We start from the raw sequence: 25526 nt of genomic DNA on the forward strand, positions 1-25526 counted from the left end.
TCGGCATATGGACGAAAGAGAATTTTTAAGCGCGCTGCGTTCGCGCGAAAATTTTAAAAAGGCGGTCGTAAACAAGATCGTTCTGGACCGCCGCGCGCGGCGCGCGGATTTTATTTTGATCACCGATCAACCCTTCACGCCGCAGGACGAAGAATTTATACGGGATCTGGTGCAAAAGGCCGTGCCCCCGTCGCTGAAAGCGGGATTCGAGATCAGAAAACTCGTGTGCGACGAACAACTCGTGCGTCAGAGGATCTTGGAATATCTCAAAGCCACCCACCTTGCAGCGGCGGCGTTCATCAAGGGCGAGGATATTTCCGTGCGCACTGGCGAGCCCACCGTGTTCGTATTCGGCGTGGACGAAGCGGAAAAGACTTTTTTCGAGACCCGCAACATTCTGGAAAACGTGGCGGCAATGCTCGAAAAAAATTTCTGCGCGCAGTTTCGCGGCGAACTGGAACTGAAAGAAAAGCCCGTCGAGGATACCGAGATCGAAGAGGAGGACGAACCCGTCCGCTTTCTGGCGACGCGCACCTTCCCGATCGTCGATTTCGAGGCGATCGATTTTGCCGAAGTTCCTCAAACGGCTACCTATATGAAGGACTGTTCCATGGCGGCGGATAACCTTACGGTGTGCGGGGAGATCGTGTACATACAGGAAAAAATTTCGCAGAAAGGCAAGCCGTATTATTCCATCACCCTCACCGACACGACCGACAAACTGTTTTTATCTTATTTCCCCAAAAAGAAGACGGAAGAAAAGATCAAACAACTCAAACAGGGCGATTTTATCGTCTGCACGGGCGCGAACGAACTGTTCAACGGCCGCCTTCGCTTTACGGCGCGCTATATCAATTACGGCAGGATGCCCGATCATTTCGTGCCCGAAAAGCGGCCGAGCAAGCCCGCGCCCGCGCGGTATCAGCTGATCGTTCCCGAAAAGATCACCGACTACAACCAGATCAACCTGTTCGAGAACGCGTCTTTGCCCGCATGTCTTACGAGCCGCGATTTCGTGGTGTTCGACCTGGAAACGACGGGGCTCAACAATTCTCCCGTAAGCGGTCGCATGGACGCGATCACGGAGATCGGCGCGGTCAAGATCGTGCACGGCGAAATATCCGAAAAGTTCACAACCCTCGTCAATCCCGAGCGCAAACTGGAAGAGGAGAATATCAAGATCACGGGCATTACCGACGATATGGTCAGGGACGCGCCCAAGATCGGCGAAGTCATTCCCGACTTTTTCAAATTCTGCGAGGGATGCGATCTCGTGGGGCACAACGTACAATTCGATTTTAAGTTTATTTCCTATTACGGCGCGCAGGACGATTATATGTTCGAACAGAAAACTTACGACACGGTGACGCTGGCGCAGAGCATGCTGTTTCTGTCCAACTACAAACTCAACACCGTTGCGGATTATTACGGCATCAAGTTCAATCATCACCGCGCATTCGACGACGCGCTCGCCACCGCAAAAATATTTATAGAGTTGATTAAAGCGAAAAAATGCTTGCCAAATCATTGAAAAGGTGGTATAATTATCATACTGAATATGGTATGCTGAGGATTGAGAGTGGGAAACCGCTCTCAAATCTTTTTATGTAGGGATATTTTTCCCGAAGGAGATCCTATGAAAATGAAAACCGCCGAGGAGATCGCGGCGTTTTTGCAGCCGATCGCAGCAAGTTGCGGCGCGGAAATTTACGAGGTCGTGTTCAAACAGGGCAAAAATCCTTCGCTCACCGTCTTTATCGATTCCGATAAGGAGGGCGGCGTGGATCTCGATCTTTGTGAAGCCGTCCACAACGCCATCGACGGCCCGCTCGACGAGTTAGACCCCACGTTCGGCCGGCCCTATACGCTTAACGTGAGCAGTCCGGGATTGGACAGACCTTTCAGAAACGACAAGGATTTCTATAAAAACATCGGAAAAAAAGTGGAGATTCGCCTGTACGCGCCCATCAAAGGGCAAAAGTTTTTTGAGGCGGTGCTTGAAGAGTTCGATCCCGTGGCGGGGAATATCCGCGTCTCGTGCGAAAAGGATAGTTTCAAACTCAACTTAAATCAGATAGCGAAAATTTCTCAGGCTATCGATTTCGAATAACATTGAAAATAAATCGAGGAGAACACAATGGTTAACAAGGATTTCTTTTTGGCTTTGGCGGACCTGGAAGCGGAAAAGGGGATAAGCGAAAGCGTGTTTATCGAAGCGTTGCAGAACGCGCTCGCCTCCGCATATAAAAAACAATACGAGAGCGGCGCGAGCATCGTGGAAGTAAAACTCAATCCCGAAAAGAGCACCATCAAATTTTATACCGTCAAAACAGCCGTTGCCGAAGTGGAGGATAAGGAAAAAGAAATTTCTCTCGCCGAGGCGCAGTTGATCAAAAAGAGTTATAAACTGGGCGACGAAGTGTATGAAGAGTTCGTTCCGAAAGATTTCGGCAGGATCGCGGCGCAGACCGCGAAACAGGTCATTCTGCAAAAACTGCACGAAACCGAACGCGACAACACTTTGAGCGAGTTCTCCGACAAAAAAGACGAGTTGATGAGTTGCGTCGTGCGCAAGATCGACGCGAAGAACGTATATGTGGAACTGGGCAAAGGACAGATCGAGGGGCTGATGCTTCCGCAGGATCAGGTGCCCGGCGAAAAATACGAAGTCAACGACCGCCTGAAAGTATATGTGAAAAATATCAAAAACAACGGGCGCAACGCGCAGGTCCTCGTATCGCGCGCGGCGGCGGGTTTGGTCAAGCGCCTGTTCGAGATAGAAGTTCCCGAGATCAAATCGGGCGCGGTCGTCATCAAATCCATCTCGCGCGAAGCGGGACAGCGCACCAAAATGGCGATTTTCAGCGAGGACGCGCAGGTAGACGCGGTCGGCGCATGCGTGGGCAACAAGGGCGCGCGCGTGAACGCGGTCGTCGAGGAACTGGGCGGCGAAAAGGTGGACATCATCCTGTGGAGCGAAAATCCACTGGAATTCATCGCCAAGGCGCTTTCGCCCGCCAAAGTCGTTTCGGTCACGCAGGTGGACGAAAAATCCGCCATCGCCGTGGTGCCCGACGATAAACTTTCCCTCGCCATCGGGCGCGACGGGCAGAACGCCCGCCTCGCGGCGCGGCTCACGGGCTGGAAGATCGACGTAAAGAGCGAATCTGCCGCCGCGAAAATGGATATCTTCCGCGAGAACGAAGAAGAGGAAGAAGAGTTTGACGGGGACGCGGAACCCGAAACGCAAGAGAGCGAAGAGAACGAACAAGAGTAAATTTCAAAGGGATGTTCTATGCCGAAAGTAAAAAAGATTCCCATGCGTATGTGTATCGCCTGCCACGAGATGAAGGCAAAAAAAGAGATGCTGCGCGTCGTCAAGAATAAAGAAGGCGAGGTATTCATCGATTTTACGGGCAAAGCCGCGGGAAGGGGCGCATACTTGTGCGACCGCCCCGACTGCGTGAAAAAACTGAAAAAAGCCCGCCTTCTCAATAAAACTTTTTCCTGCGAAATACCCGATTCGGTGTACGAGCGCATCGAGGAGGAGTTCTTTGCAAAGAAGTAAAGCGGAAACCTACATCGGCTTTTGCATCAAGAGCGGCAAACTCACCTGCGGATTCAACGCGGTCGCCCTGCAAAAGAAGGGAGTTTTTTTACTGATATTATGCGCGAGCGCGAGCGAAAACGCGCGCGGAGAAGCGCTGAAACTCAAACGCCGATTCAACTGTGAATTATTGATCGCCTGCGGCAGAACGTTGGAAGAAATAACGGGTAAACCCAACGTGAAGTTGGCGGCGGTAAGAGATACGGGCTTGGCAAACGCGATTTTGACAAGCGGTGATGAAAATTTTAAAATCTATTCGGGAGGCAATATTTAGCAAGATGGCAGAAGCAAAGAAAAATTACGCGAATATCGAAAATATCGACGCGCTTTTGGGCGGCGAAGGGGTAGGCTCGCTGATGAAAAACGTACAGATTACGGAAAAGAAGGTCGGCGATATTTTGAGACGCCTGTCTTCGCTGGAAGCGGAAGCGGCGCGGCGCGAACAGGCGCAGTCTGCCGAGGCGGAAGGCTCTTCCGCTGCCGAGGCGGCGGAAAAGCCCCGCGCGGAAGAAAAGATCGAAACCCGCGTTGAAAACAAAGTCGAAAATAAGGTTCCCGAAGAAGCGATCGAGAAGAAAGCCGAAATAAAGGCGGAAGTCAAAGCCCCCGAACCGCCCAAGGCTGTCGAGCCCGAGAAAAAGGAACCGTCCGAAGCGGAACCCGTAAGCCCCGCAAAGAGCGAACCCGTCGCGCCCAAAGAGGAGGCACGTGAGGAAAAACCGCGCGAAACGCCTGCCGCCAAGCCGCGCACGGAAACGCCCGCGCGCAGCACGACCTATACGAATAAAGACGGGCGCGAACTCCCCAGTTGGAACCGCGGCCCTTATCAGGGAAGAGAACGCACGGAGGCGGCTCCGCGCGAAAACCGTCCCGCCTACAATTCCGCGCAGGGCGGATACGGCGCTCGTCCGCAGGGACAGGGCGGCTATAATCGTCCCGACAACCGTCCCGGCGGCTATGCGCCCCGTCCGCAGGGCGCGGCAGGTCAAGGCCGCTATAATACGCCCCGCCCGCAGGGCGCGGGACCCCGTCCGCAGAACGGCATGGGCGCTCGTCCCGCCCGTTTCGGCGGCGCCGCGGCTCCCGCACCCGTCGTGCCCGCACCGAGCAAGACGCATGCGCCCGCCAAGAAAAAGACGTTCGAAAAGACCTATACCGAGCAGAAAAAGACGGTCTCCCGCCGCGCGCTCGTGAAACAGCAGGTCACGGTGGACGATTTCGACGAGAACAAGAGCGGTTACAGAAAAATGCGCGTGAAAAAGCAGAAACAACTTTCCGTGCAGACCATCAAGATCGATCATGCGGTCGTCACGAGCGAGAATATTCCCCTGAAAGTCCTCAGCGAAAAATTGGGGATTACGGCGGTGGAGATTACCAAGCGCCTGTTCCGCGAAGGCATCGCCAAGACCATCAACGATTCGCTCGATTACGACACCGCCGCTTATATCGCCTCCGATCTCGGGATCGAGTTGGAATACCGTCCCGAAAAGACGGCGGAGGAAGTTCTCAGCGATATTTATAAGAGCGAACAGGAAGTCGTGACCAATTACGTCACGCGCCCGCCCGTCGTAACGGTGATGGGGCACGTAGACCACGGCAAAACTTCGCTTCTGGACCGTATCCGCAGCGCCAACGTCACGGCGGGCGAAGCGGGCGGCATCACGCAGCATATCGGCGCCTACACGGTCAACGTCAAGGGCAAGTCCATCACGTTCCTCGATACCCCCGGACACGAGGCGTTCACGGCAATGCGCGCGCGCGGCGCGCAGGCGACGGATATCGTCATTCTGGTCGTCGCCGCGGACGACGGCATCATGCCGCAGACCATCGAGGCGATCAACCACGCGAAAGCGGCGGAAGTACCCATCATCGTGGCGGTCAATAAAATGGATAAACAGGACGCCAACGTCGAACGCGTCAAACAGGGGCTCACGCAGAACGGGCTCGTCCCCGAAGAGTGGGGCGGCGATACCATTCTGTGTCCCGTATCCGCAAAGACAGGCGACGGCATCGACAGCCTTTTGGAGACCGTCAATCTCGTTGCGGAGATCCGCGAACTCAAAGCCAATCCCGACCAGAACGCGCGCGGCATCATCATCGAGGCGAAACTGGATAAGGGCAGAGGCCCCGTCGCCTCCGTGCTCATTCAGGACGGCACGCTGAAAACGGGCGATTCCATCATTTCCGGAACGACCACGGGCCGTGTCAGGGCGATGATAGACGACAAGGGCAGAACGGTCAAGAGCGCGGGCCCTTCGATGGCGGTTTCCATTCTGGGATTGGAAGACGTTCCCAACGCGGGCGACACCATCATCGCCGTCGAGCAGGATAAACTTTTGAAACAGGTGCTCGACGAGAGAAAGAGAAAGGAAAGCGACGCGATGATCAAATCGCAGTCGCGCGTGACGCTCGACGACGTGTTCGGCAAGATCGCCGAAGGCAAAGTCAAGGCGCTCAATATCATCGTAAAGGGCGACGTGCAGGGCTCTGTCGAGGCCGTCCGTCAATCGCTTTTGAAACTTTCGGGCGAAGAAGTGCGCGTCAACGTGCTCCATTCGGGCGCGGGCGCCATCAACGAAACGGACGTCATGCTCGCCGATTCTTCCAACGCCATCATCGTGGGATTCAACGTGCGCCCCGACACCAAGGCGAAGGCGCTTGCCGAGAGAAGCGGCGTGGACGTGCGTTCGTACCGCATTATTTACGAACTTCTGGACGATATCGAAAAGGCGCTCAAAGGCATGCTTTCGCCCAAGTTCCGCGAGATCATGACGGGCAAGTGCGAAGTGCGCGAGACCTTTAAGATCACGGGCGTCGGTCTGGTGGCGGGCTGCTACGTGACGGAAGGAAAGTTGGTGCGCAGCGGCAAACTGCGTATTTACCGCGACGACATCATGATCGTCGAGGGCAACGTCAACCAACTCAAACGCTTTAAAGACGACGTGAAAGAAGTGTCGGGCGGTTTCGAATGCGGCCTTTCTATCGAAGGGTTCAACGAGATCCGCGTCGGCGACGTGATCGAATGTTATATCACCGAGGAGATCCCGGCGTAATTCAGAGGAGCGATGCGTTATTTTGACGCATCGCGCATCTTTCGGAGGTTTTTATGCAAAATATGCGCGGAAAGCGGCTTTCGGGCGAATATCAAAAAGCCGTTTACGAGATCATATCCACAAAACTGAAATATAAGACGAGCGAGATCAAGGGGCTCGTCAGCGTGACCAAGGCGGACGTTTCGCCCGATTTGAAGAGCGCAAAAATTTATATCAGCGTGTACGGGAAGAACCGCGAGGAAGAAGCGGCGACTTTTGCCGAGATCCAGAAACACGCGGGCTTTATCCGCCACGAACTGGCGCAGGTGATGACCATGCGCACGGTCCCCGAACTGCACTTTTTCGTGGACGACAGCATGGAATACGGCGACAAGATCGACCGCATCATCAAGGGGATCCACGATACGGAGCCGAAGAACGATGACGTTACGTGAAATTGCAGATAAACTGAAAACCATTGAAAGCGCGGCGATTTTCTGTCATATGCGTCCCGACGGCGACACGCTCGGCGCGGCATTGGGGCTGCAAGGCCTTCTGCGCGCGTGCGGGATTCCGTCCGAAGTGGTGTGCGAAAGCCCTGTTCCCGCAAAATTTTTCTTTTTGGAGGGAATGCGCGAAGTCGCGTCCGCACCCACCAAGGACGCGCAGGCGTTCATCGCGGTGGATTCGAGCGACGAGGCGCGCCTCGGTGCGCTGTGCGAAACGTTTACCAAATCGAAAAAAATCAAATTCAACATCGACCACCACGTTTCCAATACCCGTTTCGGGGATTACTGCTATGTGGAGGAGCGCGCCGCGACCTGCGAGATCGTCACCGCGCTCGCGGATGAACTGGAAGTACCCATCGACGTGCACACGGCGAACTGCCTGCTGCTCGGCGTCAGTTCCGATTCGGGCAATTTCGCGCATAAGAACGTGACGGAAAACACGTTTCTGACTGCGGCGAAACTGCTGCGGTGCGGTGCGGATATCCACGAGATACAGTACAATATGTTCAAGCGTCAGCCGCGCGAACGCGCGCTGTTATTCGGCAGGACGATGTCGAAGATACGTTACTTTTACGGCGACAAGATCGCGCTTATTTCCGTCGGGAAAAAGACGCTCGAAGAATGCGGCGCCTCCGCGGACATGACCGAAGGTTTCATCGATTTTCCCCTCTCCGTGGACGGAGTGGAAGTGGCTGCGTGCCTGTTGGAGACCAAGCCGCATTCCTTTAAGATATCTTTACGTTCCAAGGGAAGATCGAACGTAAACAAGATCGCGTCCGTTTACGGCGGCGGCGGGCACGTGCTTGCCAGCGGCTGTATGATCGGCGGCGAACTGGAAGAGGTGGTGGATAAACTCGTATACACCATCCGCCAGCATATCGAAGACTAAAAGGTCGGCGGGGCGGCGCGCAAATTTTTTTGCGCCGCCCCGCCTTGCGAAAAACGGAGGAAAAAGGAATGACGCCGAGCGGAATTCTCAATATTGATAAACCCGCGGGCGCGTCCAGCGCGGCGGTCGTGGGACGCGTTAAGCGCGTTACGGGGCTGTCCTGCGGGCATATGGGTACGCTCGATCCCATGGCGGGCGGCGTCCTTCCCGTCGGCGTGGGCAACGCTACGCGCCTTTTCGACTATCTTCTCGATAAGGAAAAACAGTACCGCGCCGCCTTTCTGTTCGGCGCGGACAGCGACACGCTCGACAGCACGGGCGACGTAAAGTACGATGCGGGCCGCGTTCCTTGCGAAGAGGAGATCAGGGCTGCGCTTTCCTCGCAGGTCGGGGAGATCATGCAGGAACCGCCGCTGTATTCCGCAAAATGCGTGCATGGCGCGCGCGCGTACGATCTGGCGCGAAAAGGCATTCCCTTCACGCTGGAAAAAAAGAAAGTCGCGATATATTCGCTCGACCTTCTTGAAAAGACGGGCGAGGGCGAATATTCCTTTCGCATACGTTGCGGCGGCGGCACGTATATCCGCGCGATCGCGCGCGATCTGGCGGCGGCTCTGGGCACTAAGGCGATCATGACTTCTCTCGTGCGCGAAAAGAGCGGTATGTTCGATCTGAAAGACGCCGTTTCGCCCGACGTTCTGCAAAAGGACAACTGGCAGGAGTTTTTGATCCCTGTGCGGAACGTGCTTTCTTATCCCCGCGCGGACTTTTCCGATCTTACGGCAAAGCGTCTCAAAGACGGGCTCACGCAGCCGTTTGCGGGCGAAGGATTCTATACTCTGTGGCTGGACGGCGCGTTTTACGGCGTTGCGGAGGCGGGCGGGGGCGTCATCCGCGCAAGGACGAAATTATGCTGAAAATTATCGACTACGATTCCGCGGAGCGGATGGAAGAGCCGTGCGTGCTCATGCTCGGTTATTTCGACGGAATGCACATCGGTCACCGCGCCCTGCTGCACGCCGCGATGAACCGCGCGGCGAAAGAAAATCTGAAAGTCGGCGTGATGACCTTTTACGGCGGCAAAAAGGGCGGGCAGATCTACGTGTTCGATGAGCGCGTCCGCCTTTTTGAAAGCCTCGGCGCGGATTTCGCGCTTGCGGCGCGATTCGACGACACGTTCAAGCGCACGCAAAAGGAAGAATTTCTGCGCGCGGTCTTTGCAAAATGCAACGTGCGCGCGCTCGTTTGCGGCGAGGATTTCACTTTCGGGCGCGACGCGGCGGGGACGGCGGAGGACGTGAAAAGAGCGGCGTTCGAACACGGCGCGTCTTTGACGGTCCTGCCCTTGGTCGGCATTTACGAACACAAGGCGGCGGCGTCGCTCGCCAAAGAATATCTTGCGGCGGGCGACGTCGAAAAACTGAATCAACTATTGGGCGGCCGCTATTTCGTTGCGGGCAGAGTTTCCACGGAGGGACGGCGCGTAGGCTCGAAACTTGGCTTTCCCACCGCAAACCTGCACCTTTCAAACGAAAAATTTCCGCTCCGGCAAGGCGTGTACGCGGTGAGCGTGCCGATCGGGGGCAGAGAGTTCCGCGGTATCGCGAACTACGGCGCGCGTCCGACCTTCGGCGACGAGCGGGTGGTTCTGGAAGTATACTTGGACGGCTACAAAGGCGATCTGTACGGCGAAGAGATCGTCGTATATTTCGACGGTCGGCTGCGGGACATACGGAAATTCGAAAGCGCGGATGCGCTCAAAGCGCAGTTGAAAATAGATTTGGAGAAGATCAGATGATTAAATTCGGACCGAGCGGCAACAGCGAATCTTTCTTTGCTGCGGGACTTTCCCATACCGAGGACGCGGCGAAATACGTGCGCGAGCGGGGACTCGACTGCTATGAATATTCTTTCGGCAGGGGCGTGCACATGGGCGAGGGTAAGGCGATTTCCATCGGTGAGGCATTTGCCGCCGAGGGGATTGAGATCAGCGTGCACGCGCCTTACTATATCAATTTTGCGAATCCCCTGGACGAGAGCGCGCAGAAGTCCTATCATTACGTGCTTGACAGCGGTCGGTTTTTGAAACTGATGGGCGGCAGACGATGTGTCTTTCACGCGGCGACGCAGGGCAAAATGTTGCGTGAGGAAGCCGTCGCCCTTACCGCCGAACGGCTGAAAATTTTGCGCGATTATATCTATCTCAACGATATGCAGGATCTTTTATTCTGTCCCGAAACGATGGGAAAACTCGGGCAGATCGGCACGCTCGAGGAGATCGTCGCCTTTTGCAAGATCGACGAAATTTTTCTCCCCGCCATTGATTTCGGGCATATCAACGCGCGCGAGGGCGGCAGTTTGAAGACGGTCTCCGATTATAAGTCGCGGCTGGAATATATGGTCGGCGAACTCGGATACGAGCGCGTAAAACATTTTCACGTGCATTTTTCCAAAATTCAGTATTCGGCAAAGGGAGAAGTGCGCCATCTGACCTTCGAGGACGAAACGTACGGACCCGAATTCGAGCCGCTCGCCGTCGCGCTGAAAGAGTTGAAACTCGAACCCTATATCGTGTCGGAATCGGCGGGCACGCAGGCGGAAGACGCGCTTGCGATGAAACGCATATATAATGCCTGAAAACCGCACAGAATAAATTGACTAAATAAAAAAAATTTGGTAAAATATTTTTATGGACAATACAAAAAAACTTCTCCGCGCGTTGCAGGCGGAAGCCATGCTTACCGAAAGTTGCGATCTGCGCGCTTATCTGACGGGTTTTTTTAGTTCGTTCGGATATGTCTACACGGATTGGGAAGAGAGCGTTTTCTTTACCGACCCGCGCTATGCGGAAGGCGCGAAAGAAGCGCTGAAAGGGCAGGATACCAAGGTAGAGATCGCCAAATCCGCCGCATCCGTTTTCGATTATATCAAAACCAAAAAAGTCAAAAAACTCGCCGTCCCCATGGAACGCGTCAGCGTGCCCGAGGCGGCGGTTTATAAAAAATACAAATTCAAACTGACGGACAGTATGCCCGCGTTCGTCGAGGCGATGAGCGTCAAGACGGACGAAGAAATGCAAAACGTCGCCGCCGCGTGCGAGATCGCAGAAAAGGCGTTGGACAAGTTGTACGGCGAGTTGAAAGAGGGCGATACGGAAAACGAAGTCGCCGCGCGGCTCGAATACTATATGCGCGCATTCGGCGCGGGCGACCGTTCCTTCGAGACCATCGCGGCGTTCGGTAAAAACTCTTCCGTGCCGCACCACGCGCCCGACGATACCAAACTCGAAAAGGGAATGCCCGTGCTTCTGGATTTCGGCTGCAAAGTGGGCGGTTACTGTTCGGACATCACGCGCACCTGCCTTTTCGGAAAGAGCGCGGACGACCATTTCGCAAAAATTTACGCTCACGTTTACGATGCCCACATGAACGCTGCGGAGCATATCCGCGCAGGCATGAGCGGACACGAAGCGGATGCGCTCGCGCGCGGCGTTTTGGAAAAGCAGGGACTGGACAAGTTCTTTACCCATTCTCTGGGGCACGGGATCGGCATCAATATTCACGAATATCCCACCTTACGCATCGGGGCGGACTGTACGCTGAAAGACGATATGGTCTTTTCCATCGAGCCGGGCGTATATTTCGAAGGAGAATTCGGCATCCGCATCGAGGACAGCGTGCGGCTGAAAGACGGCAAAGTCGAATCGTTCATGCGTTCGGATAAAAAATTGATTATTTTATAATTTAATTCAGATAGATTAAAGGAGATTATTTTATGATTGCAGCAGGAGATTTCAGAAAGGGCGTCACCATCGAATACAACGGCAACGTATACGTCGTCGTAGAGTTTCAGCACGTCAAACCGGGCAAGGGCGCGGCTTTCGTGCGCACTAGACTGAAAAACGTTGTAACGGGCGCCGTTTTGGAACTTACGTTCAACCCTTCCGAAAAGGTGGAAAACGCACATATCGAAACGAAAAAGATGACTTATTCCTATTCGGACGGTGAACTGTATTGGTTCATGGACGAAGAATTCAACCTGACCCCGCTCAATCACGATCAGGTAGAGGACGCCTTGAAATATATCAAAGAGAACGATCCCGTGACCGTGCGTTTTTATAAGGGCGCCGCGTTTTCGGTGGAGTGCGAAAACTTTGTCGAGTTGAAGATCGTCGAGGCGGAACCCGGCGTGAAAGGCAATACCGCGACCAACGCCACTAAAATGGCGACTTTGGAAACGGGCGCAAAGATCCAGGTTCCCATGTTCGTGAACGAGGGCGAAGTGATCCGCGTTGATACCCGTACGGGCGAGTACATGGAGCGCGTAAAGTAATTTAAATCGAATCAGGCGCGCGGCGAACGGATTTTCCGTCCGCCGCGTAACTTTGTAAGGAGGAAATCATGCGTGCATTGGTTCAGCGCGTGCGCAAAACGGCGCTGTCTGTCGGAGGAAAACCCGTATCGGAGATTCCGTTCGGTTTGGCGGTCTATCTCGGCGTGAAAGAGGGGGATACGCGCGCGCAGGCGGAATTTATCGCAAAAAAGATTGCGCATCTGCGCATATTCGAGGATGAGAACGGCAAAATGAATCTTTCCGTCAAAGACGAGGGCGGCGAAATTTTGCTCATTTCCCAGTTCACGCTCTACGGCGACTGTACGCACGGCAACCGCCCGAGTTTTATCGCGGCGGCGCGCCCCGAAACGGCGCAGCCCCTTTATGAAATCGTAAAAGAAGAACTGATCGGATACGGGATACCCGTTTGTACCGGCGTGTTCGGTGCGGATATGAAGATCGAGCAGTACAACGACGGGCCCGTGAGTATTCTGATCGAAAGCGAGGCGTAAACGATGCGGATACGTTATCTCGGCACCGCGGCGGCGGAAGGCTTTCCCGCGGTATTCTGCAACTGCGCAGCCTGTAAAATGGCGCGCGAACTGGGCGAACTGCGTACCCGCTCGCAGGCGCTGATCGACGAAACGCTGCTCGTCGATCTTCCGCCCGAAACCTATTATCACACCGTGCGTTTCGGAATAGATTTGTCCGCCGTGTCGCATCTTCTCGTGACGCATTCGCATACCGATCATTTTTACGCGCAGGAACTCGTGAACCGCGGCTATAAATTCGCCTACGGCATGCGCGCAAAAACACTGCGCATTTACGGCGACGAAACTGTGCGGGAAGTATTCGCAGAAGGTACCGCGCGGGAGATCAAGGATGACGTGCGCGCCGATATCCGCTTTATAACGGCGGAACCTTTTACGGCTTTCGACTGCGGCGGATACGAAGTGTACGCGCTTCCCGCAAAGCATACGCCTTCCGAGCGCGCGCTCGTCTATTTTATCCGCAAGGACGGAAAGGGAATATTGTATCTCAACGATACGGGTCTGCCCGACGAGGGTTTGTATGATTTTCTGCGGGAGCATAAACTGCGCGCCGACCTCGTGAGTTTCGACTGTACGCTCGGCGGCAGTCAGGAGATTCATTCGGGAAGGCATATGAACGTGTACGAGAACGCGCAGGTCTTGGAAAAACTTTTGAGAATCGGCGCAGCCGCGCCCGACGTGCGGGCGGTCATAACGCACTTTTCGCACAACGCCGCGCCTTTTCGGAAAGATATGGATTCGCTCGCCGCAAAATTCGGATTTATCGCCGCCTACGACGGCATGACGATCGAAATTTAAAAACCCGCCGTACAATTTGTGCGGCGGGTTTTCTTAACGCTTTACTTCATAGACGATATGGGGCATGACCATTCCGTAATAATATTTGGTCTGTTTGCCGACGGGTATCATGCCGTTTCGCACGGCGACCGCGATCGAGGGCAGATTGTTTTCGCGGATAATGGAATATACGGCGGGAAAATCCAACTTTTCGAAAGCGTAACGTTTGCAGGCGGCGGCGCATTCGGTCGCGTAACCCCGATGCCAGAATTTTCTGCGGAAAAGATAGCCGATCTCGGGCACGAGCGCGTCGTCCCATTTCTGCATGGTGATCCCGCACTGGCCGAGAAATTCGCCGCTTTTTTTGTCTTTTACAGCCCACAGCCCGAACCCGTATATGCGGTACCGTTCGATCTGTCGTTCGAGCCATTCGCGCACTTCGCCCTCCGAAAAGGCGTGTTCGTAGGCGTACATCGCCTTCTCGTCCTGCAAAATCGTGCACAGATTGCCGAAATCGCATTCGGTCAGTTCGCAAAAGAACGTGCGCTCCGTTTCCGCGATCATTGCACGATCACCCCCAGATTTTTGATTAGATCCGCCGCCTGCACGGCGTTGATTGTCGCGCCTTTGAGTTCGGAAAGATCGGCGGAGATCTCGATGCCGCTCAATTTGCTGTCGCTCAAATTAATCCCTTTGAGCGAGGTCGTGTAAAAATTCACGCGCGTAAAATCGCATTTGGAAAAGGCGACGCCTTTCAGTTTGCCCATGGCGACGTCGGCAAAAGAAAAATCGCACTCCTTCCAGCAGGCGTTCTGCATTTTTTCCGCGTTCAGATTGGCGTAAGAAAAGTTACAGCCCGTCGCGACGATCTCTTTCAGGACGCTTTCGGACAGATCCGCGCCCATCCATTTGGATTGCAGAAAGGCGCACTGCTTGAAATAGGAATTGCGTAGGCTGCCGTTGGAAAAATCGCAGCCGCGGAACACGGCGTTGGTATATTCGAAGCGTTCGAAGGCACAGTCGTTGAATTTGCAGTTTTCGAACACGCAGCCGAAAAATTCGGCGTGCCCGAACCGTTCGTTTTCGGCGCGGAAATTTTTGAAAATTTTTTGTTCGATGCGCTCTTCCGTGTCGCGGTATTCCGATACTGCGGCGGAAAAATCGGCGGGATAAAGCGGCTCGGGAAATTCGGGCTGCAAAATGCGCATGATCGTTGCCTCCGTGAATTTGATTGTTTCAGTATATCGTATAATTACCCTGCTGTCAAGCGCGGATCCGGCGGAAACGTTGACTTTTCGCGGTAAAAATAGTATCATAAAGGGGAAAGGACCAAGGGAGGAGAACCATGAAAAAAAGTCTGCTGAAAAATTACGCGAAACTCATCGCCGTTGTCGGCGGAAATATACGCCCCGGGCAGGACGTGGAAATTTTTGCCGAGCCCGACCAGCCCGCGTTCGTCACGTATTTGTGCGAAGAATGCTACAAGGCGGGCGCGCGCAGCGTGCGTGTCGAGTGGTCGAGCCAGGCGGTCGACCGCCTCGCCGCCCGCTTCGAATCGCAAAAGACGCTCTCGCAGGTGCCTTCGTGGGAAGAGGAACTTTTAAAAGAGCGCACGGAAAAACTGCCCGTACGCATCAAGATCCTGTCCGCCGACCCCGACGGCATGAAGGGCGTAGACCGCGACAAACTCACCAAGGCGCAAGCGGTGCGCTCGCTCATTACCAAACCTTATCAGGACCGCATGACCAACCGCTATCAGTGGTGCGTGGCGGCTGTGCCTTCCGTTGGTTGGGCGAAAAAGATTTTCCCCGACGAGCGTTCCAACGCGGCGGTGGAAAAATTGTGGCAACTCATATTGGAAACTTCCCGCGCGGCGGGGAAGGATCCTCTCACCGACTGGATGTGGCATAACCGCGCCTTGAAGGAGCGCTGCGAAAAACTCAACGCCATGGGACTTGCGTCCCTCGAATATAAAAGTTCCAACGGCACGGATTTTTCCATAGCCCTCATCCCCGAAGCGGAATTCATCGCGGGCAAAAAGGTGACGGCGGACGGACATTATTTCAACCCCAACATTCCCACCGAAGAGGTGTTCACCACGCCTCTCAAAAATTCGGCGCAGGGACTGGTGCGCGCGACGCGGCCGCTCTCCTACGGGGGCGAACTCATCGAGGATTTCTGGATACGTTTCGAGAACGGAAAGGCGGTCGAGTGGGGCGCGGAGGAGAATGAAAAACTGCTTGGCGACATCATCAACATGGACGAAGGCTCGTGCTATCTGGGCGAATGCGCGCTCGTGCCCTGCGATTCTCCCATCAACAAGAGCGGTATTTTATTCTATAACACCCTGTTTGATGAAAACGCCGCCTGCCATCTGGCGCTCGGGCGCGGCTATACCAATACCGTGAAGAACTTTGCCTCATACGGGCGCGAACAATTCGCCGCAATGGGCATCAACGATTCTTCCGTGCACGTCGATTTTATGGTTGGCACGCGCGATCTGTTCATCACGGGCGTTACGAAAGAGGGCGCGCGCCTGCCCATTTTCGAGCGCGGCAACTGGGCGTTTTAAGGAGAAACCATGAAAAAGACTGTTTTGAAAAATTATGCGAAACTCATCGCCAAGACGGGCGTCAACGTAAAGAGCGGGCAGGACGTGATCATTCGCGCGGAACTCGACCAGCCCGAATTCGTGGCGTACGTGGCGGAAGAATGTTACCGTGCGGGCGCAAGGAACGTGCGCGTGGAATGGTCGCATCAGCCCGTTTCCAGGCTCAACGCGATTTATCAGAGCGAGGATACCCTCGCGGAAGTCGCGCCCTGGCAGGAAGAAAAACTGCGCGACCAGTCGCTCTCTCTTCCCGCCGTCATTTATCTGGAATCGGCGGATCCCGACGGCATGAACGGCGTGGACGCGCACAAAGTGAGCAGCGCCTCCATGCGCCGCTTTCCCAAGATCAAACCCTACCGCGACGCGATGGAAAATAAATATCAGTGGTGTATCGCGGCGGTCGCGGGCAAAAACTGGGCGAAAAAAGTATTTCCCAAAGAAAAAAACGCGCAGGCTGCCGAAGAAAAATTATGGGAGGCGATCTTGCGCTGTTCCCGCGCGGAAGGCAATCCCATCGGCAACTGGAACGAACACAATAAAAATCTTTCCGAACGCTGCCGTATCCTGAACGGACTTCATCTGAAAAAACTTTTTTACCGTTCGTCCAACGGCACCGACCTTACCGTGGGGCTCATGCCCGAAGGCGTGTTTGCAGGCGGCGGCGAAACGACGCTTTCGGGCCGCTATTTCAATCCGAACATTCCGTCGGAAGAGGTGTTCACGACTCCCCGACGCGGCTTGGCGGAGGGTGTCGTGTACTCGACGAAGCCGCTCTCTTATCAGGGGCAGTTGATCGAAAACTTTCATCTGCGCTTTGCGGACGGAAAAGTGACGGAGGCTGCGGCGGAAAAGGGCGAAGAAGTGCTCAAAAAAATGCTCGCCATGGACGAGGGCGCGTCCTATCTCGGCGAATGCGCGCTCGTGCCGTTCGATTCGCCTATCAACGAGAGCGGTCTGCTCTTTTACAATACGCTGTTCGACGAAAACGCCAGTTGCCACCTTGCGCTCGGCAGGGGCTTTTCCATGTGCGTGAAGGGTTATGAAAATTATTCCGACGAAAAGATCAAAGAACTCGGCGTCAACGATTCGATGATCCACGTCGATTTCATGATCGGCGCCCGCGACCTTTCCATCGAAGGCGAAACGGAGGACGGTGCGCGCGTGCCCATATTCGTAAACGGTAACTGGGCGATTTAAAAATGTCGCTCGGAAAGCGACCAAATGTTGAAAGATTTGCGCTATACTGATGCCATCGAAACAAGGAGGCATCGGAATATGCGCAAAAATTTTACGGAGATCATTTTCATTCTCGACAGGAGCGGCTCGATGGGCGGGCTCGAAAAGGACGTGATCGGAGGTTTCAACGCTTTTATCGAAAAGCAGAAAGAACAAAAGGTTGAGGGCGCGGTCACGCTCGTGCTTTTCGACGATAAGACTGAGACGGTATTCGATCGCGAAAATTTACGGACGACGCCCCGCCTCGGCGAAGACAAATACTATGTGCGCGGCAGTACGGCGCTGTACGACGCAGTGGGGCGTACCGTGGCGGAAGCGGGGCAAAAACTTGCCGCGCTCGTCGAGAGCGAACGGCCCGACCGCGTGATCGTCGCCGTCACGACGGACGGTTTCGAAAACGCCAGCCGCGAATATACGCAAAAACGAGTGCGCGGGATGATTGAGCATCAGAAACAGAAATACAACTGGGAATTTCTCTTTCTGGGCGCGAATATCGACGCGGAGCAGGTCGCGGGCGGAATCGGGATCGGCAGAGAGCGCGCGGCGAACTTTGCGGCGAGCGCGGAGGGCGTGCAGTATACGTTCGACAGCGTGGCCAAAGCGGTCTGTATGATGCGCGCTGGCGAAACCGTTTCCGAAGAATGGAAGGCGGGTGAAAAAAAAGGCGCTCCCAAGCGTCCCGCGGTACGGGCGAAAATTCTTCCGTTGATGGTATGCCCGAAAAAAGACAAATAAAAAAATGAAAAAAGCGGGGCGATATTCGTAAGAAAAGCCCCGCTTTCAAGTTGCTTTTACCGTAGAAAAAGGGTATAATGTTGAAAACAAAGACGAGGCTGTAAAATGATAAGAGAAATCACCCGAAACGACCGCGATTCATTTTTGCGCTTATCCGACGAATTTTACAAGTCGGAAGCGGTATTGCACGATATTCCCGCCGCTTATCACGAGGCGGCGTTCGACGAACTGATGCGCTCGAAAGAGTACGCGTCGGCTTATATGATAGAGTGGGAGGGCGAGATCGTCGGCTACCTGCTCACCGCCAAGACCTACTCGCGCGAGGCGGGCGGGCTCGTTTTATGGCTGGAAGAAATGTATATGCGTCCCGCATACCGCAGCAAGGGATTGGGGAAAGAGGCGTTCGCCTTTATCGAAGCGCTCGCCGCGCGCGAAAATATCCGCCGCCTTCGTCTGGAAGTGGAAGAGGACAACGTGCGCGCGCGTTCTCTCTACGAGCGGCTCGGCTATCGGCCTCTCGAATACGGACAGATGGTGAAAGAACTCGGATAGAGATATACGTATGAAAAAATTAGGCGTCAACCACACGCTCGGCGCGTGTTACATAGGCTACATCACGCAGGCGATCGTCGTCAATTTCGCACCTCTCCTGTTCGTCACCTTTGTGGCGGATTACAATATCAGTCTGACGCTCATCGGGGCGATGATCACCGTCAATTTCGGGGTTCAACTGCTCGTCGATCTCGCGTCGTCGCTGTTCGTGGATAAGATCGGCTATCGGCCGTGCCTCTTCGCCGCGCACGGCTTTGCCTGCGTCGGGCTTCTGCTTCTGGCCTTTCTTCCCGATCTTCTGCCCGTGCCGTGGGCGGGACTGTTTATCGCCTCCGCCGTTTATGCCGTCGGCGGCGGACTGTTGGAAGTGCTCGTCAGTCCCGTGACGGAGGCTCTGCCTTTCGAGGATAAAAAGGCGAAAATGAGCCTTTTGCATTCCTTTTACAGTTGGGGACAGATGGCTGTCATTCTGCTTTCCACGCTGTTTTTCGCAATTTTCGGCATCGGGAACTGGAGGATACTCGCCTGTATCTGGGCGGCGGTGCCGCTCTTGAACGGCGTGTATTTCCTCTTCGTGCCCATTTATAAACTGGTGGAAGAAGGGGAGAGCCAGCCCGTGCGGCAACTCCTGTCCACCAAAAAGTTTTGGTTTTTCGCGATCTTAATGGTATGCGCGGGCAGCGCAGAACAGGCAATCAGCCAATGGGCGTCCGCGTTTGCGGAATCGGGACTCAACATTTCCAAAACGCTGGGAGATATTCTCGGGCCGTGCGCCTTCGCACTTTGCATGGGCGTGTCGCGCGTGCTGTTTTCCAAATTCGGGGAACGCATCCCCATCCGCACGGCGCTGCTCATCGCGGGTACGGGCTGTATCGCGGGATATGCGATGTGCGTCTTTTCGCCCGCGGCGGCGCTTGCGCTCGTCGGGTGCGGCGTCGTGGGATTTTTCGTTGGCATCATGTGGCCGGGCGTGTTCAGTTTCGCCGCCAGGGAGTGCCCGAAAGGGGGTACCGCCATGTTCGCCTTTTTCGCCTTGGCGGGCGACGTGGGCTGTTCTCTCGGTCCCACGGCGGTGGGCGCGCTGTCCGATACGTTCGGCAGCATTTCCTTTGGGCTGGGTGCGGGCGCGCTGTTTCCCGTACTCGCCGTTGCCGTGATCTTTTTTTCCAAAACGGGAAAAAGAAAGCAAGATGATCTTCCGCAAATTTTAAAATAGAAGTACGAGAATATGAATACCGATCTTACGGTGGGAAAACCGTGGAAAGTCCTTTTAAAATACATATTGCCGTTGTTGGGCAGCGCCGTCTTTCAGCAACTTTACACGTTGGCGGATACCGTCATCGCGGGGAAATTCGCGGGGAGATCCGCGCTTGCGGCGATCGGCGCATCGACGGCGATCGTCAATATCCTGATGGCGATCGCGCTCGGCGCGAACGCAGGCTGCGCGGTGCTTGTCTCCCGCTGTTTCGGGGCAAAGGAAAACGCCAAAGTCAAATCATCCGTCTATACGGGGCTGATCGCTTTCGGGGCGTTCAGCGTCCTGCTCATGACGGCGGGGCTCGCCTCCTGCGCGCCCATTCTGCGTGCGCTCAAAACGCCCTCGAACGTGCTCGACGCGAGCGTCGTGTACCTCAATATCTACTACATGGGATTGCCGTTTCTCATCCTGTACAATCTCGGAACGGGTATCTTTTCCGCGCTGGGCGACAGCCGCACGCCCTTTTATTTTCTCGTGTTTTCGTCTGTGACCAACGTGATATTGGATTATTTCATGGTGCGGCCGTGGGGGATCGCGGGCGTCGCGTGGGCGACGTTCATCGCGCAGGGCGCGGCGTGTCTTCTGACGCTGTTCGCGGTTTTTCTGCGCCTGAAAAAAATCAAAACAGAGGAAAAACCGAAAATATTTTCAGGAGCGCTCTTAAAAATGCTGCTCCTTTTGGCGCTTCCCGTGGCGCTGCAAAACAGTTTCGTTTCGGTGGGGAATCTCATCGTGCAGGTCAAGATCAACGGCTACGGCGATGCGGTGATGGCGGGCTTTACGGCGGGTTCTAAACTGATGATCTTCTGCACCACCTGTTTCTGCACGTGCGCCAACGGGCTGACCAATTTCGTTTCGCAAAATTACGGCGCGCACGAGTTTACTCGCATCAAGCGCGGATTTTACGCGGAACTCGTCATTTCCACGCTGCTCGTGGCTGCGTTTTTCGCGGCGGTGTTCTCGTTTGCGGAACCGCTCGTCAAACTGTTTTTATCGGAAGAGGAGGATACCGCAAAGACTCTGGAAGCGGGCGTGCAGTTTGTCCGCATCGTATCGCCCTTTTTCTTCGCCGTGAACGTCAAAGTTTCGGCGGACGCGGCGGTGCGCGGGAGCGGCGGCAACGCGGGCTTTATGGTCAGCACTTTTACCGATTTGCTGCTGCGCGTCGCGTTCGCGTTTATATTGACTCCGTCGATGGGATTTGCGGGCGTATGCTGGGCGTGGCCCGTCGGCTGGACGCTCTCGACGTTTGTCGCGCTCGCCTATTATTTCCGCCGCCCGTGCCTGAAAAAGTCTTATATCGCGGCAAGCGGCAGATGATATTGCTATGATAAGGAGGAACTATGGCCAATTTTCTCGAACAGATGGAATCGAACATTTTCGACGCGCAGATCACCCGCCTCGCCCGCAAGACGGGCAAGACGCCCGATAAGGAATTTATGCGCGCCATGTATTACCGCGTCAAAGAGCGATATAAGGAGGAACTGCAAAAGCGCAAGATCGTTCTCCGCCAACTCGACGCCGTGCGTCTGGACGAGATCGTGAGTTATGTGTTCTATTATCATCTTTTCCATACGGCGCACCTGCCGCAGCCGCTCGTCGCGCAGTTGGAAGGGGATGAAAACTACCGCGGTTTTCTCGTGCGCGACGTGGCGGTGTACATGGTCATCAACGAGCACCTCAACGTCGAAAAACTTTCCAATACTTCCGAATATTCCCCCGAGATCGCCGCGTACAACATGGCGTGCAGTTATTCGCTCTTCGTGCTCGGTTCGTTCCGCGGCGAAAACAGGCGCATGAACGGGATCAATAATCTCTTCAAAAAGGCGATGATCACCATTAAAAGCGTGATCAGCCTGCTTGCGGGCGGCAACAGTTGCGACGCGGTCATTTTGTGGCGGCATCTCCACGAACTTGAATGCGTGCTGCTCGTTTTGAACAACGCGGACGACGAAATGTTCTTCAAGTACATCAAGCACATGGAATATTTCAATATGGAGGGCAGTCCCAACGGAGAAGAACTGCAAAAGCGCCTGTCTGAGGAATGTAAACAATACGGCGTGAAGGAACGGAACGCCTTTATCAATTACGGCTGGCTTTTATACGTGCCCGGATTCAAGGAAGAAGTGGGCAAGGAATACCGCCTCAATTTCAAAGAGGGCTTGCAGCGCCTTGCGGGGCAGGGAGGCAGGCATCCCGCCTATGCGAGCGCAAGCAAGATCCTGCACCCCTCGGCGTGGGTCGTGACCATCCGCGACGACAAATTTTATAAATTCACGCTGTTCGAATTGTACCGTTCGCTCACGAATATCGTGGAGCAGATCAAACTTTACGTCGCACGCTACCGCGAAAGTTCAATCAAAGCGTCGGAATGCGACAATTATTTGAAGAGCATCGACGGCTATATGAACATCATTGTCCGCAACAATAAGATCATCGCGGTCAAATACCCGGATTGACGAAATCGGCGCGCCTTTTAAAAAAAGGCGCGCCGCGTTTTTTCAGATTCAGTTAAAATCCCATTTCTTCGCTTTCTTTGCGAAGGGCTCTCGCTTTGTACAGGCGGATCGCCTCCGCGAGTTGGTCGGGACAGGACGTATTCGCCCTGCATTTAATGCCGCGGAGAGAAGTTTCGACCTCGTCGATACTCTTTCCTTCCACGAGTTTGGAAATGCCTTGCAGGTTGCCGCTGCAACCGCCGATGAATTTGACGTTGTGAATTTTGTTTTCCCCGTCCACGTCGAAAATGATCTGGCGCGAGCAGGTTCCTTTTGTGTTGTACGTAAACATTTGATACCCTCGTATTTTAATCTACTAAATTTTCATAGATCACCGCATAGACGTCTGCGGCCTTCAATTCCCATTTTTTATAGATGTTCTGCGCTGTTTTCCGGTCGGGCACGACGAATTTCAGTTCCAGCATGGGCTGCGCCGGCGCTAATATCCGTAAAAACACGGTGTACGTGCCGTCTTTATTCTGGTAGTAATCGGATTTGCATTCCTGACGGTTGCGGTATTTGGCGCTGTTGTTCTTTACGAACACGGCGATCTCTTCGCGCACGCTCTTGGGAATGTTGATATAGAAATTCGCAAGGCAACTTCTTCCGTCGGGAGTGATGGTGTATAGCGTATCGTCGTTGGTCTCGACCGTGCAGATGAACCCGTCTTCGAGAAGTTGGGATATCATCATGACGCAATCCATATAGTTGATCCAGTCGTTGCTGGTGGCGCACATATCCACCAGAGTCCTTTCCGAAAGGGCGCTTTCCATTTTGTCGAAGACGAAAAGGAGTATTAATTTGTTGATGGACGTTTCGCCTTGAATCTGCATGGAATCGGCTCCTTTGCCGTAAAAAACGTAATGAGGGACTTTCCGCCCCGAACGGCGGACAAAAAATCCGCTTTCAGATGCCAAAAGCGGATTTGTCCGTATCTTGTGCTAAATAAGAACTTTACGCGAACTTTTTGAGTTCGTCGATGAGATCCTGGCAGTCATCCGCATGAATTTCCACAACCAAAGGCTTGGAAAGGTCAAGGCTGAAAATACCGAGGATGGACTTGGCGTCGACAACATACTTGTCGCTCTTCAAATCGATTTCGTAAGGATAGTCCTGCACGATCTTCACGAATTCTTTCACGTTCTGCGCCATTTGGAGAGAAATTTTAACCGATTTCATTGAAATGAACCTCCGTTTTTGAATTGGTTCTATTATACATAAAATTTCCGTGAAAATCAAGATAATTTCCGAAAATAACTTAATAAAAATGAAAATTTGTGATATAATGATAATCGATTCGGGAAAAGGTATAAAATGTGCACGGAAAAAGGAGTTTAACATGGATTTAGAACGACAGCAGATCGATGTGTTTTTGGAAAAATGCGACGACGTGATGCGCTCCAAATTCATCATCGCGGATACGAAGATCAGCGAACTGTTGAAATCGATCGCGACCTCGGATCTTTTGTACGCCTTTTTCAGGGAGATCACAAAGGATTTCGATTACGCGGCGGCGCAGCGCAAGTACATGAATTACGCGCCCGAGGGCAGCGTAAACAAGCGGAAACTTCTTTTTCCCGCAGATCCTGCCGAAAAACTCGCCTTTATTTTTTGCCTTCTCGTCGATTTCGACAATAAGACCTTCGACCTCGGCGAATTTTTACAGGAATATTTTTACGAGGACGGCAGTTATTACGAGAGTTTTTACGCCTTTTCCAATCAGGTCGTCAAACCCTTTAAAAATCTGATCAAACAGATGTTCAAGGAATCGCGCCTGAAAAAGATCGCGGAAGCGGAACCGAAGGACCGCCCGCCGCATAAAAAAAACGAGGATGTCACCGACGCGGTGCTTTCCGAGCGGGAACAGTTATTTCATTCGGCTCTGCCGGACAGTTCGAAAGTGGACGGCATGATGATCTTGAACGCCCTCGCGATCGCTTCGCAAAAGGACGGAAAGGCTTTTTGCGGGCTTCTGGCGGGCTATCGGTATTTTATCGCGTCTACGGGTTTTACGAGCGCGTTCACGGATACGCTGTTGGCGGAATATGAAAAGATCAAGGAGAGCGAACTATGAGTTTTTCCGAAACCTGCGTCAAAAGCAACGTCGTTTACAACGGAAAAATCGTCAAACTGCACTGCGACGAGGCGTCGCTGCCGAACGGCAAACTTTGCACCCGCGAATATGTGGAGCACGGCGGCGGTTCGTGCGTGCTGTTCGTAAAAGATAACAAAATTTTATTGGTGCGTCAGTTCCGCTATCCTTACGGGGAAGAACTTTGGGAACTGCCTGCGGGCAAACTCAACGCGGGCGAAGATCCCGAAAATACCGCGCGGCGGGAGTTGGAAGAGGAAACGGGGTATATTCCCGAAGAACTTTCCCTCATGCAGGTCATGTATCCCTCGCCCGGCTACACCAACGAAAAAATTTATATCTACCGCGCCGTGCGCGCAAGGGCGGGCGCCGTGCATCTGGACGAGGATGAATTTCTCAATTCTTATTTCGTGCCCGTGGAAGAGGTGCGGGAGATGATCGCGAGAGGAGAGATACGCGACGCGAAGACGATCGTCGGCGTGCAGGGTTATCTTTTGAGCGGCAAATAAAAAAACTGCCACGGCGAAACCGTGGCAGTTTTATGTTTACGGCTTATTTGCAACCGCAGCCGCATCCCCCGAAGAGATGAGACAGTCCGCCTTTCTTGCATACGCAATACAAGAGCGCGAGGATCACGGGCAAATAGCAGCTGTTGCAGATATTTTCGATGAAAGAGGTGCCGCAGCAGCAGATGATGAGTAAGATAATGAGAATCCAAAGGCAAGTGTTATCGCCGCAAGGTCCGAAACAGTTCATAAATATTTTTTCCTCCTGTATTCATTTACGCCGCGGCGGTATGTAGGTTATAAGGTGTACCGCGCCGTAAATATCTTATACTCATATGTAT

General features: G+C 53.9%; 30 protein-coding genes. 24 read left to right on the forward strand and 6 right to left on the reverse strand.

From position 1 onward, the window contains the following. The first annotated feature begins 7 nt into the window (after nt 1-7). The 15 genes from ESZ91_RS10135 (at nt 8) to ESZ91_RS10205 (ending at nt 13718) form a co-directional block, all read left to right on the forward strand. The gene (locus tag ESZ91_RS10135) at nt 8-1531 is read left to right on the forward strand and encodes an exonuclease domain-containing protein (protein WP_129226900.1); all 1524 of its coding nucleotides are present in this window, start codon (nt 8-10) and stop codon (nt 1529-1531) included. Nucleotides 1532-1636: 105 nt separating this feature from the next. Then, a complete protein-coding gene (locus ESZ91_RS10140) occupies nt 1637-2110 on the forward strand; it encodes a ribosome maturation factor RimP (RefSeq protein ID WP_129226902.1) in 474 nt (157 codons plus the stop codon). A gap of 27 nt (nt 2111-2137) precedes the next feature. After that, nucleotides 2138-3277 carry a transcription termination factor NusA gene (nusA, locus tag ESZ91_RS10145; RefSeq protein ID WP_129226904.1) on the forward strand — a complete coding sequence of 380 codons (1140 nt, stop codon included), beginning with the start codon at nt 2138-2140 and terminating at the stop codon, nt 3275-3277. Between the two features lie 18 nt (nt 3278-3295). Further along, nucleotides 3296-3568, forward strand: a complete 273-nt coding sequence (gene rnpM / locus ESZ91_RS10150; protein ID WP_129226906.1) for an RNase P modulator RnpM — start codon at nt 3296-3298, stop codon at nt 3566-3568. Then, nucleotides 3555-3881 carry a hypothetical protein gene (locus tag ESZ91_RS10155; protein ID WP_129226908.1) on the forward strand — a complete coding sequence of 109 codons (327 nt, stop codon included), beginning with the start codon at nt 3555-3557 and terminating at the stop codon, nt 3879-3881. The genes rnpM and ESZ91_RS10155 overlap by 14 nt, the downstream gene beginning before the upstream one ends. 4 nt (nt 3882-3885) lie before the next feature. Continuing rightward, nucleotides 3886-6660, forward strand: coding sequence for a translation initiation factor IF-2 (gene infB, locus ESZ91_RS10160; protein ID WP_129226910.1), 2775 nt, complete (start codon nt 3886-3888; stop codon nt 6658-6660). 53 nt (nt 6661-6713) lie between these two features. Next, the gene (gene rbfA, locus ESZ91_RS10165) at nt 6714-7094 is read left to right on the forward strand and encodes a 30S ribosome-binding factor RbfA (protein ID WP_129226912.1); all 381 of its coding nucleotides are present in this window, start codon (nt 6714-6716) and stop codon (nt 7092-7094) included. Further along, nucleotides 7081-8037, forward strand: coding sequence for a DHH family phosphoesterase (locus tag ESZ91_RS10170; RefSeq protein ID WP_129226914.1), 957 nt, complete (start codon nt 7081-7083; stop codon nt 8035-8037). Before rbfA ends, ESZ91_RS10170 begins: the two co-directional genes overlap by 14 nt. 68 nt (nt 8038-8105) lie before the next feature. Next, nucleotides 8106-8954 (forward strand): tRNA pseudouridine(55) synthase TruB, encoded by an 849-nt coding sequence (truB, locus tag ESZ91_RS10175; RefSeq protein ID WP_129226916.1) that lies wholly within the window; start codon nt 8106-8108, stop codon nt 8952-8954. Beyond that, nucleotides 8948-9835, forward strand: coding sequence for a riboflavin biosynthesis protein RibF (gene ribF / locus ESZ91_RS10180; RefSeq protein WP_129226918.1), 888 nt, complete (start codon nt 8948-8950; stop codon nt 9833-9835). The genes truB and ribF overlap by 7 nt, the downstream gene beginning before the upstream one ends. Beyond that, complete coding sequence (locus ESZ91_RS10185) at nt 9832-10674, forward strand: TIM barrel protein (RefSeq protein ID WP_129226920.1); 843 nt, start codon at nt 9832-9834, stop codon at nt 10672-10674. Before ribF ends, ESZ91_RS10185 begins: the two co-directional genes overlap by 4 nt. Nucleotides 10675-10726: 52 nt before the next feature. After that, nucleotides 10727-11779 (forward strand): aminopeptidase P family protein, encoded by a 1053-nt coding sequence (locus ESZ91_RS10190; protein ID WP_129226922.1) that lies wholly within the window; start codon nt 10727-10729, stop codon nt 11777-11779. A 32-nt stretch (nt 11780-11811) separates the two neighbouring features. Then, complete coding sequence (gene efp, locus ESZ91_RS10195) at nt 11812-12369, forward strand: elongation factor P (protein ID WP_129226924.1); 558 nt, start codon at nt 11812-11814, stop codon at nt 12367-12369. Nucleotides 12370-12437: 68 nt separating this feature from the next. Further along, nucleotides 12438-12881 (forward strand): D-aminoacyl-tRNA deacylase, encoded by a 444-nt coding sequence (gene dtd / locus ESZ91_RS10200; RefSeq protein WP_129226926.1) that lies wholly within the window; start codon nt 12438-12440, stop codon nt 12879-12881. A gap of 3 nt (nt 12882-12884) precedes the next feature. Continuing rightward, complete coding sequence (locus ESZ91_RS10205) at nt 12885-13718, forward strand: MBL fold metallo-hydrolase (protein ID WP_129226928.1); 834 nt, start codon at nt 12885-12887, stop codon at nt 13716-13718. Nucleotides 13719-13751: 33 nt separating this feature from the next. On the opposite strand, the gene ESZ91_RS10210 is transcribed toward ESZ91_RS10205, so the two are convergent. Both ESZ91_RS10210 and ESZ91_RS10215 read right to left on the reverse strand, forming a co-directional pair. Then, a complete protein-coding gene (locus ESZ91_RS10210) occupies nt 13752-14261 on the reverse strand; it encodes a GNAT family N-acetyltransferase (protein ID WP_129226930.1) in 510 nt (169 codons plus the stop codon). Continuing rightward, a complete protein-coding gene (locus ESZ91_RS10215; protein WP_161971139.1) occupies nt 14258-14905 on the reverse strand; it encodes a pentapeptide repeat-containing protein in 648 nt (215 codons plus the stop codon). Before ESZ91_RS10215 ends, ESZ91_RS10210 begins: the two co-directional genes overlap by 4 nt. A gap of 137 nt (nt 14906-15042) precedes the next feature. Here ESZ91_RS10215 and ESZ91_RS10220 point away from each other — a divergent pair, with 137 nt between their 5' ends. The 7 genes from ESZ91_RS10220 to ESZ91_RS10250 all read left to right on the forward strand — a co-directional run bounded on the left by ESZ91_RS10220 (nt 15043) and on the right by ESZ91_RS10250 (nt 22548). Further along, nucleotides 15043-16269, forward strand: a complete 1227-nt coding sequence (locus tag ESZ91_RS10220; RefSeq protein ID WP_129226934.1) for an aminopeptidase — start codon at nt 15043-15045, stop codon at nt 16267-16269. 9 nt (nt 16270-16278) lie between these two features. Further along, entirely contained in the window at nt 16279-17505 is a 1227-nt protein-coding gene (locus ESZ91_RS10225) for an aminopeptidase (protein ID WP_129226936.1), read from the forward strand. Between the two features lie 78 nt (nt 17506-17583). Next, nucleotides 17584-18279, forward strand: coding sequence for a vWA domain-containing protein (locus ESZ91_RS10230; RefSeq protein WP_201270903.1), 696 nt, complete (start codon nt 17584-17586; stop codon nt 18277-18279). A gap of 105 nt (nt 18280-18384) precedes the next feature. Further along, nucleotides 18385-18831, forward strand: coding sequence for a GNAT family N-acetyltransferase (locus ESZ91_RS10235; RefSeq protein ID WP_129226938.1), 447 nt, complete (start codon nt 18385-18387; stop codon nt 18829-18831). A 10-nt stretch (nt 18832-18841) separates the two neighbouring features. Then, a complete protein-coding gene (locus tag ESZ91_RS10240; RefSeq protein WP_129226940.1) occupies nt 18842-20047 on the forward strand; it encodes an MFS transporter in 1206 nt (401 codons plus the stop codon). Between the two features lie 12 nt (nt 20048-20059). After that, complete coding sequence (locus ESZ91_RS10245; RefSeq protein WP_129226942.1) at nt 20060-21409, forward strand: MATE family efflux transporter; 1350 nt, start codon at nt 20060-20062, stop codon at nt 21407-21409. A 23-nt stretch (nt 21410-21432) separates the two neighbouring features. Next, nucleotides 21433-22548, forward strand: coding sequence for a DUF5677 domain-containing protein (locus ESZ91_RS10250; protein ID WP_129226944.1), 1116 nt, complete (start codon nt 21433-21435; stop codon nt 22546-22548). A 52-nt stretch (nt 22549-22600) separates the two neighbouring features. Here ESZ91_RS10250 and ESZ91_RS10255 read toward each other — a convergent pair whose 3' ends face one another. From ESZ91_RS10255 to ESZ91_RS10265, 3 genes are all read right to left on the reverse strand, one after another. After that, nucleotides 22601-22879: a TIGR03905 family TSCPD domain-containing protein gene (locus ESZ91_RS10255; protein WP_129226946.1), complete on the reverse strand. Its 279-nt coding sequence runs from the start codon at nt 22877-22879 to the stop codon at nt 22601-22603. 16 nt (nt 22880-22895) lie between these two features. Then, entirely contained in the window at nt 22896-23420 is a 525-nt protein-coding gene (locus ESZ91_RS10260) for a DUF4364 family protein (RefSeq protein WP_129226948.1), read from the reverse strand. A gap of 121 nt (nt 23421-23541) precedes the next feature. After that, nucleotides 23542-23766, reverse strand: a complete 225-nt coding sequence (locus ESZ91_RS10265) for an HPr family phosphocarrier protein (protein WP_129226950.1) — start codon at nt 23764-23766, stop codon at nt 23542-23544. A 160-nt stretch (nt 23767-23926) separates the two neighbouring features. Between ESZ91_RS10265 and ESZ91_RS10270 the strand changes: the two genes are divergently transcribed. Both ESZ91_RS10270 and ESZ91_RS10275 read left to right on the forward strand, forming a co-directional pair. After that, nucleotides 23927-24661 carry a hypothetical protein gene (locus ESZ91_RS10270; RefSeq protein WP_129226952.1) on the forward strand — a complete coding sequence of 245 codons (735 nt, stop codon included), beginning with the start codon at nt 23927-23929 and terminating at the stop codon, nt 24659-24661. Then, complete coding sequence (locus ESZ91_RS10275) at nt 24658-25188, forward strand: NUDIX domain-containing protein (protein WP_129226954.1); 531 nt, start codon at nt 24658-24660, stop codon at nt 25186-25188. The genes ESZ91_RS10270 and ESZ91_RS10275 overlap by 4 nt, the downstream gene beginning before the upstream one ends. Before the next feature lie 43 nt (nt 25189-25231). On the opposite strand, the gene ESZ91_RS10280 is transcribed toward ESZ91_RS10275, so the two are convergent. Further along, nucleotides 25232-25435: a chorion class high-cysteine HCB protein 13 gene (locus ESZ91_RS10280; protein WP_129226956.1), complete on the reverse strand. Its 204-nt coding sequence runs from the start codon at nt 25433-25435 to the stop codon at nt 25232-25234. Between the last annotated feature and the right edge of the window lie 91 nt (nt 25436-25526).

The organism is Candidatus Borkfalkia ceftriaxoniphila, from assembly GCF_004134775.1.
In the GTDB taxonomy this organism is placed as follows: Bacteria; Bacillota; Clostridia; order Christensenellales; family Borkfalkiaceae; genus Borkfalkia; species Borkfalkia ceftriaxoniphila.